The sequence below is a fragment of the Flavobacterium reichenbachii genome (genome assembly GCF_002217435.1).
GTDB classification, from domain to species: domain Bacteria; phylum Bacteroidota; class Bacteroidia; order Flavobacteriales; family Flavobacteriaceae; genus Flavobacterium; species Flavobacterium reichenbachii.
Genome location: NZ_MUHF01000003.1, coordinates 93,532 through 110,208, shown reverse-complemented (window position 1 = coordinate 110,208; position 16,677 = coordinate 93,532). Strand labels below are relative to the sequence as shown.

The following is a 16,677-nucleotide window of genomic DNA, read 5'->3' as shown; positions in this document are numbered from 1 at the left end:
AATGTTTTGTTCTTGGATTATGATCTTAACTTATTCTTCTATTTCAAAATGCAATAGTGGATGCAAGTTCATTTTTTGATTTTGTTTTTCATTCTTTACTGGAAACCAATACTTCTCCTTTGCAAATGGATAAGTTGGAAGACTGATTTTATTGGGCTTGTTTTCTTTATAAAGCAATTGCCAATCTATTTTCTTCTTATTAACCCAATAGCCAGCAATTAATTCTAATCGATCCTGTCTGATCATTTCTGTAATGTCTGTATTATCAAATATTACATTATTTAAACTCTGTGTGTGATTCGTACTAAAAATCTCTGCCTCTTCAAAGTTTATATTTTCATCATTAATAAAATGCTTTAGTTTATTGCTTAGTTCCTGAATGTTGTCTGAAATTATTGCTAAACGTTCATCCATTTCATTCCTTCCAGTCTGTAAGGTATATGCGATGTCATGGAGATTTGCGTAAGGATTATTCTCTATATAGTAACAGAGGTCAGTTGCTCTCTGTTTTAAACGTTCTCTATTCTGCGCTGATAAAACAACAGTTGCTTTTTGGCTTCCGCTATATGTTTTTTTGTTCTCATTCGTGTATTCAGACACCAAAAGATGTGCATTACTTCCACCAGCACCAAAACTACTTATTCCGCCAACTCTTGGAAGATTTGGAGAGGTTTTCCAATAGCCTGTTTCTTTTTGCAAATAAAAGGGAGTATCCTTTAACTGGAGATACTTATTTGGCTTTTTTAGATGTGGATTACCAGGAATTGTTTTATTTTTAATTGCTAGTACTAATTTTATAAATCCTGCTATTCCTGCCGCGGCTTCCAGATGACCTATATTTGTTTTTACGCTTCCCAAAGCACAATATTCGTGCTCTACCTGATGGTTTTGATTTACTGAAAGTTCTGCAAAAGCTAATTTTAAGCCTTCTGTTTCTATTGGATCTCCCAGTGGTGTTCCCGTACCATGAGCTTCAATATAACTAATATGGTTAGGCAACTTTTTTGCAGTATTAAATGCCTTTATTAAAAGATCTTTTTGTGCATTTGGATTAGGAGAAGTCATTGTATTTGATTTTCCTCCATGATTTTCGGCACTTCCTTCAATTACGGCATAAATCTGATCACCATCTTTAAGGGCATCTGCCAGCGATTTCAATACCACAATTCCCACTCCTTCTCCTCTCACATATCCGTTGGCATTTTCATCAAATGTTTTACATCTGCCATCCTTACTTAACATTCCTGCTTTGTTAAATGATCGACTTAACTCAGGAGACAATAGTGCATTAACTCCGCCAGCAATTGCCAGTTTACATTCTCCGCTTTTGATATTTTGAACAGCTTTATGTAGAGCAATTAGAGAACTAGAACATGCGGTATCCACTGGTTCGCTAGGTCCATGAAAATCGAACAAATATGATATCCTATTGGCTAGCACTGAGTTTGCTATTCCTGTTGCAAAATGTGCCTGATACTCTTCACCATTACTGTTCTTATTTATCAGAGTCGCATAATCTGAACTTGAGGAACCAATAAAAACACCGGTATCACTTCCTTTTATTTTGTTGGATTGTATTCCTGCATCTTCCAAAGCTCTGAAAACGGTCTCCAAAGTAATTCTTTGTTGTGGATCCATCAGTTCAGCTTCTGCAGGAGAGATATTAAAGAACAACGGATCAAATTCATCTATGCCTTCAATAAATCCTCCCCATTGAATGTCTCCTTCAGCTACTTTCCATCTTGAAGAAGGTATTTTAGAAATAAGATCTTTATTTTCTGTTAGATTTTTCCAAAATTCATCAATTGTCGATGATCCTGGAAAGCGTGCACTCATTCCAATAACAGCTACTTGAATATTTTCGTTTGTACTTACTTCTTTAAAATTCGTGTGGTTGGTATTATCTATTTTTTCCTCTTCTAAACTTTTTTTCGTTGAAAATACTTCTTGTGTTTGAATATTATTTCTTACTAAATCATCACCAAACTGCCTGATCAAAAATGAGGTTAAAAGATCAACAGTTGGATAATTATAGAAAATTGTCGGAACAAGCTCTAATTCATAAAACTGATTAATTGCATTTGAAAATTGTACTAATGTAACTGAATCAAATCCGTACTCTCCAAGCTCTTCCTCCGTATCGAGATCAATCAGTTCAATTTTTAAAATTTCACTAATCCAACCCAATATTTTTATTCTTACTTGATCTTCGAGACTAGATACTGCAGTTTTATCTGAATTGTTGAGAGGCGTATCTGTTACATTTTTGGAAATAGTAATCCAGCATCTTTTTTTCTCAAATGCATAAGTTGGCAAACTCGCTTTGCGTGGTTTCTCTGAAATTTCTGACTGAGTAAAGCTTATTGGTTCCCCTTGAACCCATAAGTTTGCAATTGCATCATAATCTTCGTTTTGACTTAAAACAATCAATCTATCTGTTTTATGTCCTGAAAAGTTAAAAGATTTCTTTTTTAAGTCACCTACAATTACATTAGAAAGATTACCTTCTGAAAACTGCTGCAAAAGATTCCTTAATTCCATTACTGACTGAACTGAAAAAGCCAGTCTGCTTTCCATATGCACTCTTCCATTTTGAAGTGTATGTGCAATTTCTTGCAGATTACTATCAGGGTATATTTCTAAATGTTCCCTTAAGTCTGAAACAACAGCTAATAATCGATCTTTATTTTTTGCTGATAACAAGATAAGTTCAGTTTTTGCTGCATTTATAAATTGCTCGTTTACACGATATTCCTGAATAATTAGATGTGCATTACTGCCTCCTGCACCAAAACCACTCACTCCTGCTACTAAAGGCTTGTTGTTATTTCGTTTCCATTGCTCCAGTTTTTGCTGAACTTTAAACGGTGTATTTTTAAAATCAATATTTAAATTAAGATCTTCGGAATGAATCGATGGTACAAGCATCTCATGCTTAAATTGAAGAAGAAGTTTTGTTAATCCTGCTATACCTGCCGCAGATTCGCAATGTCCAATATTGGACTTTACAGATCCTACACTGCAAAATTGCTTTTTATGCGAATTATATGCTTTGACCAGCCCTCTTATTTCTATTGGATCTCCTAACGAGGTTCCTGTTCCGTGCGTTTCGACATAACTAATATCCTCCGGATTTATTCCGGCTTTGTGAATTGCATTTTTTATAACTTGCGCCTGAGCATCTGGATTGGGAACTGTAAACCCATTAACTTTTCCTCCATGATTTAAAGTCGTTGCTTTGATTACACCATGAATGTGATCCCCATCTTTTACTGCCTGATCCAATGGTTTTAACAGGACTGCTCCAACACCTTCTGAAGGAACGAAACCATCTGCATCTTGAGCAAAACTCTCACACCTTCCTTTTGATGACAAAAAAGCTCCCTGACTCAGCATCAGGTATTTATTAGGATGAATACTAACATTTACTCCACCTGCAATAGCTACATCGCAAGTACCTGATAACAAATCGTTACAAGCCAAATGGATTGCAGTTAATGAAGAGGAACACATAGTATCAATTGCCATAGAAGGTCCTGTAAAATTGTATTGGTAAGAAACCCTGTTTGCTATGCTACTAGCTGTTTTTCCCAATGCAATCGGCGTTCCTTTTAAACTCTCCTCAATTCCCAAAAACTGATATTCCTGATACATTACACCTACGTAAACACCTGTTTGTAATGGTTTATCTCCATTTGCAGACAGTTGCTCTGGAGTATATCCTGCTTCTCCAATCGCTTCAAAAATAGTTTGTAGAAAAAGGCGTTCCTGAGGATCCATCCGCTCTGCTTCTTTTGGTGAAATTGTAAAAAACAAAGAGTCAAATTCATCAACACCTTCTATAAATCCACCAAATTTGCCATTTATCGTACCTTCTTTTCCTTTTTCTTCATTAAAAAAAACTTCATTGTCCCATCTTTCTTTAGGAATTTCTGATATACTGTTTTTTCCGTATTTTAGATTATCCCAAAATTGATTTAGATTTTTTGCTCCAGGATATTTACCTGCGATACCAATAATAGCTATGTCATTTACAGCAGTCTTTTCTATGTTTGGTTCCTGGAGTTTAATTGGCCCTTCTGCTTGGTAATTTGCTGTGTCAGCCGTAGTACTCAAATCAAAAAACGAAGGATAAACATTCGATAAATGAGTTGCCAAGTCTCTTAAATTTCTATATTCAAAAAATAATGTTGTTGTAATATTGTCTAAATGTAACGCCAGTTCTTTTGACAGGTTCCCAATCAAGATAGAATCAATCCCCAACTGATCAAAGCTTATTAATTCATTGATAGTGTCGATTTTCATCTTTAATATCTTCGAAAAAATCTTTTTCAAAAATGCTTCTGCATTTCCGTATTCGCTGGTCTTAAGTATTTTTTCTTTATTTATTTCTTGTTTAAAAACCTTATTTTCTTCTTTTTCTAAAAAAATAATACCGTTACTTTTTGCTGCTATTAGCTCTTGTCCTGCCTCAGAGGATGCTGAAAAAGTAATATTTTCATATCCTGTCTCCAACAATACCTGTTGCCAGGATTCCTTAGATAAAAGAGGACTTCCCTTCAGCCTGTAAACATCCTCATGAAGCCACCATCCGTCAAGAAGACCAAAAGTGGATGTGAAAAACAAATTGGATTCAGTTAATTCATTAAGAAGCAGCAAACCATCCTGCTTTAATAAAGATTTTACATTAAATAGTGTTTTTGTAATGTTTCTAGTGGCATGCAACACATTCGTTCCTAAGATAATATCGAATGTTCCGTAATCAAACCCTTGCTCAAGGATGTCTTTTTCAATGTCTAATCTTTTTATTTCCAAATAAGGCATTTCATTACCATATTTGTTTTGAGCATCTATCAAAAAGCTATTAGATATATCTGTAAAACAATATGTTAAATTATTATTGAGATTGTTTATTTTCCTAAAAATTGCATCTGTCGACCCGCCAGTTCCGGCACCTATTTCTAAAATATTTATCTGTTGCTGTTTTTGACCTGTTTTTGATATAATAGAATAAATAGTTTCTCCTAATAATTCATTAAAATAATCGGATTGGTAATTGTTTTTGTAAATATCACTGACAAGATCGAATCTGCCATTTGGAAAAATAACATCTGTAGCTCTTATTTTATTTTGAAAGATAGCTGCATAATAATCAAAGCAGTGCTTTAACAAATTAATATGAGCAGTAAAGGCTGGATATTGAATAGCATAATAATCCAATTCCTTTATGCAATTCCAATGAATCAATTCTTCACGAACAGAGTAATCTAGTATTAATTTATTTTGAACTTCAAATGCATGCCCAAATTCTATAGCCTTACTGATAATCTCAGTTAGTAACTTCTCATATTTGAATTGATTGTTATTGCTAAATCCCCATAACATTAAAGATTCTTCTGAACGTTGAATATTCTCGATCCCCATACCTGACAAAATCTGCAAAATTCCTTTGGAACAAATTTTATCCAGATCGGTTCTGATATTTTTTTTCAATGCAAATTCTTCTCTTTTAGGATTAACATAAGATATTTGACTTTTTTGATCAACAATAGTACCTGTATTGTTAAACAGAGAAGGCCCAATGACCGGAGAAGTTTCAGTTAATAATTTGATCGTTGCAACTTTTTTAATTTTGTTTGATAATATTATTTCTAAAAACTGCATGCCCTCATCTTCTGTAATACTATCTACACCATTAGCATTCATAGTAAGCCTGTAACTTTCTTCAGATACGATACCTACGCCTCCCCAATATCCCCAATTTATAGCATAAACGGGATAATCTACTATGTTATCCAGACTTTTGGCAAAACTATCTATGAAGGTACATCCAGCGGCATAGTTGGCTTGCCCTACAGCAGTCCAATAAGACTGAATAGAGCTGTAAAAACAGATAAAATCAAGAGGTTCATTATTAAAAACTTTTATCAGGTTCTCACTTGTGGCTTTCTTTGTAGAAAAATTATCTACAAAATCACTTTCACTCATGTTTTTAATCAATTTATCATTGAGAACAATTGCCGAGTGAAATATTCCATGAACTGCAGTAAAGTTTCTTTTAATAATTTGATATGCATATTTTACCTGATCGAGTTCACGTGCATCACATTGTATGTAAAATGGTCTTGGACCAAATTCAGCAATATAATCCAGTTCTTCCACAATCTTTTGATTTTCTGCACTGCGTCCCAACCATATGATTTGTGCCTGGTAATTTTTCACTAAATACTTTGTCGTCGTTTTACCAATTCCACCAGCACCTCCGAGGATTACGTATACTTTTTTGGTTTCAAAAATAGAAGAACGTTGTTTTACTAAAGACAAAGGAGTTAAAAAGCGTTGATATGCATTATTTTCTCTTAATGCTGTTATTTGTCCATTAAATGGAACTTCATAAAGCCTATTAAAATCAGTATGATGAATATCTAAATCTATTAATCGGATTTTCCAATGAGGCACCTCTTTGGCAAGAGATCCTATTATTCCAACAATACCACTTCCGTGATTATTTACTCTTTGACTTGAAAATATCTGTTGCGTATTTTGCGTGAATACTGTTAACGCCAAATTTCTTTCTTTTGCAGTGCTAGATAATAGGAATTTAATTTGTTTAAACAAGCTTAATTCAGGAACTCTATTTTCTGTTTCCACTCCCTGAAAAAGATAAATTTCGTCAAAATTTATAAAGTTTTCTTCTTCTTCTTTTTTACAACGAATAACAGTATGACCTTGACTTTTAAGAAATTTTTCGAATTCTACTGTTATTTTTAAGTTTTCTCCACCGCTAAAGAGAATATCACTTTTTAAATGATCAGTACTTTGAATATGTTGAGTTGGAATTCTCTTCCATGTTTCAGTAAAGAATATTTTTTGTGGATTTATTTGATTTTGTTTTACTTTAGTTTGAAGAAAAATTAAATCATTAAAAACAGCCAGACAATGTCCTTTTGCGTCAAACAGCTGCAGATTGTAACTTAAAATGCCCGTTGAGCTGTTTTTTTGTACATAGCACCAAGCATCATTCGGAATAATATTATAAAATTCTATCTTAGAAGCACTGTAAGGCACAGCAACATTTGTTTCTGCACCTGACAAAAGGCTTTGTAATAAACAAGTTTGAAGTGCCGCATCCATAATGCCAACACGATGTAATGCCTCTCCTCCAGCTTCGTTTTTAAGAGAGATAAAAGAAAGTGCTTCAGTTATCCCGTAATTAATAGTTTCAATAACGGAATAAGTTTTACCATACTTAAAATTATTTTGACCTAAAATATCATAGCAATATCCCTTTTGTATCTGTGCAGAAAGTTTATGTTTTAACTCCTGTATATTGATTGTTTTATTAGAATATAATTCTCCCGTATCAAAATATCCTCTGCAATTTATCTCAGTCTCTCCTTCAGTAAAAATTTCAAAACTTAATTGATTATTCTCGGAAAAAATTTTTGTGAAAATTTCTTGTTGACTATTTACTACATGAGGTTTAAACCAATTTACATTCTTCAATCCCATTATTTTTCGTCCAGTCTCTATTTCAGCAGCATATCTCGCTATTTCAATAGACACAACTCCAGGAAGAATTTTGGAGCCATTAATTACATGATCCGTTAAAAATGATTCATTTTCAGATAAAACAGACAAAAATAATCCTGCTTCATTATCCATTTTTTTAGGATAAAATAAAGGTCTTAAGCTTTCATCTTGAGTTGTACTCTCTAATTGAGGAATCCAGTATTCTTCTTTCGAAAAAGGGTAATTAGGTATTTCAATTTTTTTAAGCTCTACATCAGAATTAATAATTTTCCAGTTAATTTTATACCCTTTAGTCCATTTTATGGCAATTTCATTTGGATCACTACTAAATACTTCTGACTCAATATCTATATTATCTGCCACTTTTCCGTAATGAACAGAAGAAGAAGTTTTACCAGAAAGAAAGCCGAAAAGTTCATCTTTCAATTCAGATATAGATCTACATGTAATCGCTAAACGCACGCCAAATTCTTCACGTGCAACTTGCAAAGTGTAGGCAAGATTATACAAATCAACCTCTTTATTTAAAAAGTAGTTCATTTTTATTGCATAATCGCGTAATTGGTTGTTGTTTCTAGCCGAAAATATAAAAACTAGTTGTCTTTCAGACCTTACAGGATTTTTTTTGTCTCCATAATAACTCTTTAAAACTACATGTGCATTTGCGCCTCCAATACCAAAACTACTTATTCCTGCTATAACATTTTGGCTGCCTGCTTTTCCTTCCCAGGGTTTTAAAGTATCTGTAATATAAAAAGGGCTCTTTCCAAGATCAATTTTTGGATTAAGATCTTTGAAATTAATTGTGGGCGGCAAAATTCTTTTTTCCATCGACAACAGTACTTTTACAATACCTGCCATTCCTGAAGCCGCTTCTAAATGTCCTAAATTAGTTTTTATAGAACCTATGCCACAAAATTTTTCAGCAAAACTAGTAAAGCGATTCTCTTTGCTTTTCATGTTTTTAAATGCCTGTGTTAACCCTGAAATTTCCACAGGATCTCCCAGACTAGTTCCTGTTCCATGTGCTTCGATGTAGCTAACATCTTCTATAGATATCTTAGCATTTTCATATGCTTTTTCTACTAATTTTCTTTGCTTATCAGGATTTGGCACAGTTAAACCACCAGACAAGCCACCATGGTTGATTGCGGTGCCCTTTATAACTCCCTTAATGTCATCTTTATCGGCAATTGCATCGCGAAGTGATTTTAAAAGTAGTACAGCCGCACCTTCAGCCCTTACGAAACCATTGGCATTTTTGTCGAATGTGCTACATTTTGCATCTTCACTCAGCATATTTGCTTTATGATATGCTAAGCTTCTAGCCGAATGACAAATCAAATTTATTCCACCAACGATAACTTGCTTAGATTCGCCGGATTTAATTGATTTTATAGCTTCATGAATCGCTACCAATGAAGAAGAACAAGCAGTATCCAATTGTATACTAGGTCCTTCAAGATCAAAAAAGTAAGACAATCTGTTGGCTAATAAAGCCATGGATGTACCTGTTCCTGTTAATAAATCTTCTCCCTTATCTTCCCTTAACAATAATTCGTAATCACTTCCACTTGCTCCAATATACACTCCAGTCTGACTCCCTTTAAAATCAGAAGATTTGTAACCGGCATTCTCAAACAATTCCCATGTTAATTGAAGTAAAATTCGTTGTTGAGGATCCATAAGTTCTGCCTCTTTGGGAGTTATTCTAAAAAAAGCAGGATCAAATGTTTTAATTTCATCGATAAATCCACCCATTTTTAGACCTTTTTGAAGATGGTCATCTACCCAGTCAGGCCATTTAAGCCTTGATTCAGGGATCGTTTGAATAACAGATTTTCCTTCAGATAAAATTTCCCAAAGTTCTTCCTTAGTGGAAGCTTGGGGAAATCGAAAACGATAGCCAATTATAGCGATATCATCGTTTGAATGTTCTAACTCAGTTTGTTTTTCTCTATCTTCTCTATCTTCAGAAGTGATTTCATTTTGATAATCCAAATTTTTAATCAATTCTTCAATGATTGCTTTTGGTGAATTAAACTGAAAAAAGAAAGACGGACTTATTTCAATTTTGTAATCATTTGCAATCATTACACCAAGTTCCATTAGATCAGCAGAATCCAACCCCATTTCCATTAATGGATAAGTCATATGATATTGATCTTCTTTTCTTAAAAGTTTTTGTATTTTAAGTTGAATATCTTTGGTTATCTCTTTTTGAGAATAAATTTTATTTCCTTTTATTGACTGATTTTCATTACGTTGATTTTCAGATCGTAGATCATATTGTACCAAAATACCGTTTCCTATGTTATCAATATCAAGCTTTCTATATCCCTCAAGCACTTTTACAATTCTCGCTCCGTGCAATTCATGGAATTTCAAAATCGGATCTGCAGGTTCTCCTTTGTCATTTTTTGAAAAAACGTATTGCTCAAATTTTAATTCTTTCTGCTTACTAAAATCTCTGCAACGACTTATCCCTACTACATGAGTTACACTATTTTTTAATTTTAACTGATCTAATAAAAAGTTAAGCAAATGATCTCCCAAAGCCATGTGTTGATATTCTGGGTCAACATTTAAATTTAGCAATTGAACAATTTGTGATTTCTGAACAGCCAATTGATCAATTTCTTCGAATGAAATAGCATTAAGTAAATCTATATCAGCTATAAATTGTGTGTATACAGCTCCTACTATTTTATTATCGATAACGACAACAAGATGATTAAAGGGATTATTTAAAATCCTTTGCTTTATAATTGATTGCTTTTTCCTTAGATTTTGAGACCAACACTTTTTTTCAAGCTCATAAAGCTCTTTTATATCTTGAGCATTTGAAGTACGGATTATATAATTGTATTTTTTAAAATAGCTTAAGGTTATCCTTGAGTAAGGTAATTGTCCAGGAAATTTTTTAAACTGAGCACGATCTACAAACCATCCGGCTCCCGCTGCTGCCAAAATAAATGTCGATGCCTCAACTAGATGCTGATGTGAAAAGGCATGATAAGCATCAAAATGCAAATTTTCAGATTCTGATAAAAATTTACTTACAATATTGGATGGAAGTGAATGTACTTCGAGAATTAACATTCCAAATTTTGATTCTAAAGATCCCCATCTTTCAAAATGCTCTACCAAACTTCCAAAACTTTCGTGCTGTGTTATCAAACTACCTTTATCACCGATACTGAAACTTTCTGAATCGACTTCATATATCTTTTTTCGGGCTGGAATAAAGGGACGATCATGATCTAAAAAAGATCTAACATGCAATATATTTTCAGGGTCAGTGATGTAGTTTTTTAAGTCTGAGGGGATATTCTGCGGAGCACCAATATCACCGTGAATAGTTATATGGGGAATATTTTGTAATGTCTTTTGTGTTTCAATAAGTGCCTTTTCATTAAAATCAATTCCAATGAGAGTCAATGGATAAATATTTAGAAATTCCCCCCTTTTTGTATGGTTCTTTATAATATTATAAATTCTGTTTAAAAAGGTTCCATCACCGCAACCCATATCTGCAATGTATTTGGGCTGTTCTGAAAATAATTCATTATCAAATAGGTTGATAATAATATTATCTACTTCATCAAAATATTTTTTATGCTGAAAACCACTTGAAATAACATTTAAGGTACGATCAACATGATTTTCATGCCCTTCCTTATCATGGCTAAAAACCTCTTTGGCATCATCAAAAATCAGACTATCAAGATTAAGGAGTAAGGAATTGTATGAAATAACAGTTCCAAAATTCATGCTACGCTCTACAAATCCATTTCCAAAACTAGAAAACACTAACTGATCCTCCTCAATTACTAACCAATTCCTCTCTATAAACAAATCAATCAGATCATGTTTAATAACAGAGTGAAACCAGTTTTCATCAAATTTATGAGATCCCTTTTCTTTTTTGTGGTACAAATAAAAAAAAACCGGCGCTAATAACATACCATCAAGCATTGATCTAAAAAACGGATCATCTACTCCCCATCCTTCACGAAGCTGCTGTAAAAAATCTTTAAAGATTACTACTTGTTCTATTTCTGCATTAGAACTTGTATTATCGTTTGCAATTAGATCAACCAGACCTTTTGGGGTAACTTGAATTCTGCTGGGGATTAGCTTATTGTCATTATTTGAAATTTCTTCTATCCACCCTAAAGATTTTAGTATTCGAAATGAAGCCTTTAAATAACCTTCATTACCATTTAGTATCTGCCCTATATTTTCTTTTTCTATTATTTTATCAGATAAAATCTCAAATGCTTTGTGATCTTGAAATGCAGTAATCACAGGTATTACAATATACCCATGACTCCATGTATTTAATAAATTTAACATATTAAATTATTAATTAATTATAGGTTGAACTTAACTTTATTTATATTTTGCATATTCAATTAATCCCAAATCATCGCCTTTTCGATTTAAAAGAATCAAATAGAAGTGTTATTTAATAAAATCAATACATGAATGATATATTATTTTAAGTAACGGAAACCAAAACTAGATGAAGGAGTCATCGTAAACAAACGTAAGTAATCGACATTTATAAATATAGTGTCGATATTTATAAAAAGACAAAAAGAACAAGTACAAATATCTATTTTTCAACACCTTAAAAAAGAAGTGAGTATTATATGAATTACATTAAAATACATGCTCACTGTATAAATATGATAAAAAAAATGATCAGACTTTTGAAATTAAAGAAGAGTTTGCATTTATAAAAAAATATGCATTATAAAATTTTCCGAAAATATTGAGTCTTTTAAGGAGCATACATCATATTCTTTCTTTAAATAATAAAATGAATACTTTAGAATATAATCATAATGTATTTAAAAAAGATTAATAATAAAATTTGTATTTCATCATTTTTTAATAAATGCTTTAATGAATTTGTAGAATGCAATTAAAGATATAACTACAATAAATAGTGAGAATAACATATGAAATAATAATCCAATGTTTGATGAAAGCAATGCTGAAAAACTATTATTTAAAATATATATTATAAACTTAGACATTGTAAGAGGGATAGTTATTAAAAAATGGTAACATATGTATGTATAAAATAAATACTGACCAACACTAAAAAATAATATTGGATATTTGAGCTCTTCCTTGCCCTTCATTACATCGCCAATATAACTATAGGATTTTTTATTCAAATCGATTATATTAAAATAATCAGAAATTATCCAATAGCCATCATTTCTTACAAATGGAATTAATGAATAAAGCATTACGAATAGGTTTGTTTTAATTATAATAAGCATCAAATAAGTAAGCAAATTATTGCTGTTGTTGATAATAAGAAAAAACAAAAAAAAACAATTTATCAGTCCTTGAAAGTAAATTCCTCCTACATTAACAATAATTTTTTCTGCTTTATTTAATTTCCAAATACGCGTTACATTTGAATATAAAACTGGAAATATTATATAAAAACCAAAACCAATTTCTTTGGGCTCAACTTTAAAATACTTACTAGCAGATGAGTGACCTAGTTCATGAAAAAATAAAATAGTTGATAAAGTAAAATAAACAAATAGATAGTCTCGCCATGACATATCAAACAAGGAATGATTTTGATATTTTAAATTAAGAATCAGTTGAGAACTAATTGCTGCGATAACAGTAATTGGAAACAATAACTTAAAAATTAATTTTTGAAAGAAAAAAGATAAATATTTAGATATATATATGACTTTTTTTTCGGATAATATTTTGACAGCCAATTTAATATAACTCTTATTCCTTTTTTTTTCACTTACGATATGGTCCAGTTTATCCGTTACTAAGCATGAAAGTTCCTCATAATCCTCGTTGCTGATTTTATAAGCTTTAATGAATTTTTCTTTTTGATGACTGTTATTTTTCAGCTCATATAATAATTCATAGAATAACTTACTAATTGAAAAATAATTTTCACCAAATAATATTAAATAACTTTCATTATTTTTAAATAATTCAATTTCATATAGGTTATCATTTTGTATCAAAATATTGCTTTTATGTTGAATAAAATTTTCTTTAAATCAAAATTTGATTTTGAATCAATGCTTCAACAAATTTTTTGTTCGGGATAAACTCAATTAGTTCCATCTCATTGATACTTATTTTTTTATCATGTAATTTTCTCAATAAATTGTATACTCCTTTATTGATTTTTAATGAATTCAATGAATCATTATTAAATAAGAGATAATCATCACCTTTTATATAAAAATTATATAATTGAGAATTAAATTTATACCTGTAATCTGCTTCTTTGAATTCTAATTCACTTAATTTTAAAATGTTATCATTTGGCACAAAAATATTTTTATTTAAAAACTCATATTGCTCCGTAAATTCTTTGAGAACATTTTCAAACATACTCCAACATTTAGTTAAAGATTCCTCACAAAAGGCATTTCTGTCTTCTAAAGGATAAATAGGCTTCTTTATCACCACCTTAATGAGATTGTCTTCTCTATAAGAAAAAATTGGAATTAAAGGTATTTTAAGTAAATGACATAAATATGGAATCCCTTTTTGAGCACTGATTTCCTCATTCATACATTTTACATTCAAAGAATGTTTTTGATTATTAATTGTTGTTGTATTTCCGTCCAGATAAGAAAAAAGACTCTTATTTTCCTTAATATTTTTTATCATTTTAAAAATTGATCTGGTATCTTCAGCATTTAAAAAATCAGGATTTGTTTTTAAATTTAAATCAATTCCGGATGTTTTAGGATTAATATCAGGATTTTCATATCGAACTTTTCTCTTAAAAGAATAGTCGTCCATCACTACTGAAAAAGTAATTTTTTTCAAAGCTAACAGAATGGGGATAGTCATATATGGACCAATATGAAATGATCCATAAAAAGCGGGGCCATTAAAAATTAAATTTTCTTCTCCGTAAATCTTAATTTTTCCGTCGTTATATAATGTTGAAAAATTATTAATTTCATTTATCGTCAATCTTTTTTGTATGGAGTAATTTTTAAAAAATAAGTCTTCTTCTATATCTTTTATCTTCATCCCATTCGCAGATACTCTTAGAAACTCAATTCTTGCTTCAGAAGATTCATCTTCCCACTGTAATGAATTTACTTTTTCATTTATTATATTTAAGTAATTCTCCATATTACAACATTTTTGTTTTTGGTGTTTATTAAGCAATTAATATATTTAGTACAAGCAACAACTACTACGACTGCGGCATTATCATATATCTAATTTCAATATAAATGGATTACGGTAAGAGATTATAAATCTGATGATTTTAAACATAAATATTAAAAACATTGTGCATGACTTTCTTTTAAAGTTCTGCTAATGTATTGTTAAGAACAATTATAGTTAAAACCTAAGCACCTCAGAAACTATAATTGTTTAAAGGTGCTTAGAATTAAATTTTAATGACCTGATGAAAAGCAGCAACTAGAGTTGCCATTTGGACTTTGCGGACCATCTGCCGCAAATAATTGAACCATTTCTAATCTTTCTTCAAGTTCAATTACTTCTAATTCTTTTTTCAAATTTTCGAATTCGCTCATGTTTATATGATTTAAATATTTGTCTACTCTTTTTAGGTTTTTCGACTTCCCCCCTTTAATGTTAACCAACAACAATATGTTCAATTATAAATATTCCTCTTTTCTTTTGCTAAATTCTAACAAGAGCCTATCTTCAATATTATACTTAATAGCTGGACAGGGAGATATTCCTTCCTTCCATAATTTTGGGCAGGCGCCGCCACAAATAGGCAGTATGCGACATGTAGTACATGGAACTTCCCCGTTTAAAATATCATCGTTCCATGAAGAAAAGGATCTTTTGGCATTAACATAAGATTGGTCATTAAGTTTACCCATCTTAAATGCATCGACATTCCTATACATATCAACTTGCGAGATTTCTGTACAATTGTAAACGTTACCATCTGCATCAAAAACCTCAGCATGTTCCTGCAAACTTGTACAAACGATATTCGTTTTCTTTCCAGGAAGAATTCTAATAGAATGATTTTTTTTCATTAACAATAAATACTCCTCAATTTGAAACTTAGAATAATCAACATGTGACAATGAATTTAAATGTGCATCATTACCCCAAGAATGTATTGGTGCAGTATAAAATGATATTTTATCAAGAATTTTTTCTTTATCAAGTAATTCAATTAAATCAAACGCACTCTTATAGTTAGATTCGTCTACATTACAGCGAATTTTTATAACACAGTTTAATTGATCAAATTTTGGATCGTGAACTATATTTTTTAAATTTTTAAAAATCAATCCAAAAGTTTTCTCTTTTAGTTTAGTATGTCTTCTTAAATCATGACTTTCTTCAGTACCGTCAAGAGTTATTTCAAAGTCTTTTATGTGATAGTTCTCTACTAAATCAAAAAATATATCCTTTTTTAAACTCAATCCATTTGTGATCATTTTAGCCGAATAACTGCAATTGTTTTTCAACGCCAATTTTATTAACTCTTCAGATATTTTTTTTATGTTTATCAAGCCCATCAATGGTTCAGCTCCAAACCAACTAATGCCTAAATGTTTGTATTCTTTTGCTTTTAAATTAATTGAAATCCTTTCAATAATTTTTTTGTTTAAATCCTCATCCAAACCATTTTTTGTATGTACCTGCCCACAGTATCCACAGCCGAGCTGACAATTTGCAGATGGTGAAATTACCTGATAAAGAAGGTCGTCATTTTTAATGGCATCTTTGTTTTCTTTAATTATAGACTCTAGCTCATTAAAATTATCTAAAACAAGTATTTTGTTTTTTACTAATTCTTTTAATACGTCCGGATCGATTTCAGTAAAAAAATTATTTAATAAAATATTATACAAACTAAATTGAATTAATAGCATTGTAGTTGAAACAGTAGAGTATACTAAAACAAACTTATTTGCAATTATTGGTTGAGAAAAAACTAAATAATTTGATAATTTATATTTCATTTTAATTTTTAATATTAGCTCTAATTATTTTCACCCTATACTGGTTTTCTCAAAAACTTATATCATGACCATATCATTTATTTATAAGAATGTAATGAAATAGATATAATTTAATCTAAGTTTTAAGCATCCTCATAAAAGGTTTTATAAT

The 16,677-nt window shown here is 31.0% G+C and carries 5 protein-coding genes; all 5 read right to left on the bottom strand.

Translation table 11 applies throughout. The annotated features are described in order from the left end of the window. Window positions 1-30: 30 nt before the first annotated feature. Window positions 31-11,892: an SDR family NAD(P)-dependent oxidoreductase gene (locus B0A68_RS03850; RefSeq protein ID WP_035684581.1), complete on the bottom strand. Its 11,862-nt coding sequence runs from the start codon at window positions 11,890-11,892 to the stop codon at window positions 31-33. Window positions 11,893-12,425: 533 nt separating this feature from the next. Next, window positions 12,426-13,559: a zinc metalloprotease gene (locus tag B0A68_RS03845; RefSeq protein ID WP_035684584.1), complete on the bottom strand. Its 1,134-nt coding sequence runs from the start codon at window positions 13,557-13,559 to the stop codon at window positions 12,426-12,428. Window positions 13,560-13,590: 31 nt separating this feature from the next. Next, complete coding sequence (locus tag B0A68_RS03840; protein ID WP_035684587.1) at window positions 13,591-14,694, bottom strand: lysophospholipid acyltransferase family protein; 1,104 nt, start codon at window positions 14,692-14,694, stop codon at window positions 13,591-13,593. Window positions 14,695-14,966: 272 nt separating this feature from the next. After that, the gene (locus tag B0A68_RS24400) at window positions 14,967-15,107 is read right to left on the bottom strand and encodes a hypothetical protein (protein ID WP_165571337.1); all 141 of its coding nucleotides are present in this window, start codon (window positions 15,105-15,107) and stop codon (window positions 14,967-14,969) included. 84 nt (window positions 15,108-15,191) lie between these two features. Next, window positions 15,192-16,526 (bottom strand): radical SAM/SPASM domain-containing protein, encoded by a 1,335-nt coding sequence (locus tag B0A68_RS03835; protein WP_035684588.1) that lies wholly within the window; start codon window positions 16,524-16,526, stop codon window positions 15,192-15,194. Between the last annotated feature and the right edge of the window lie 151 nt (window positions 16,527-16,677).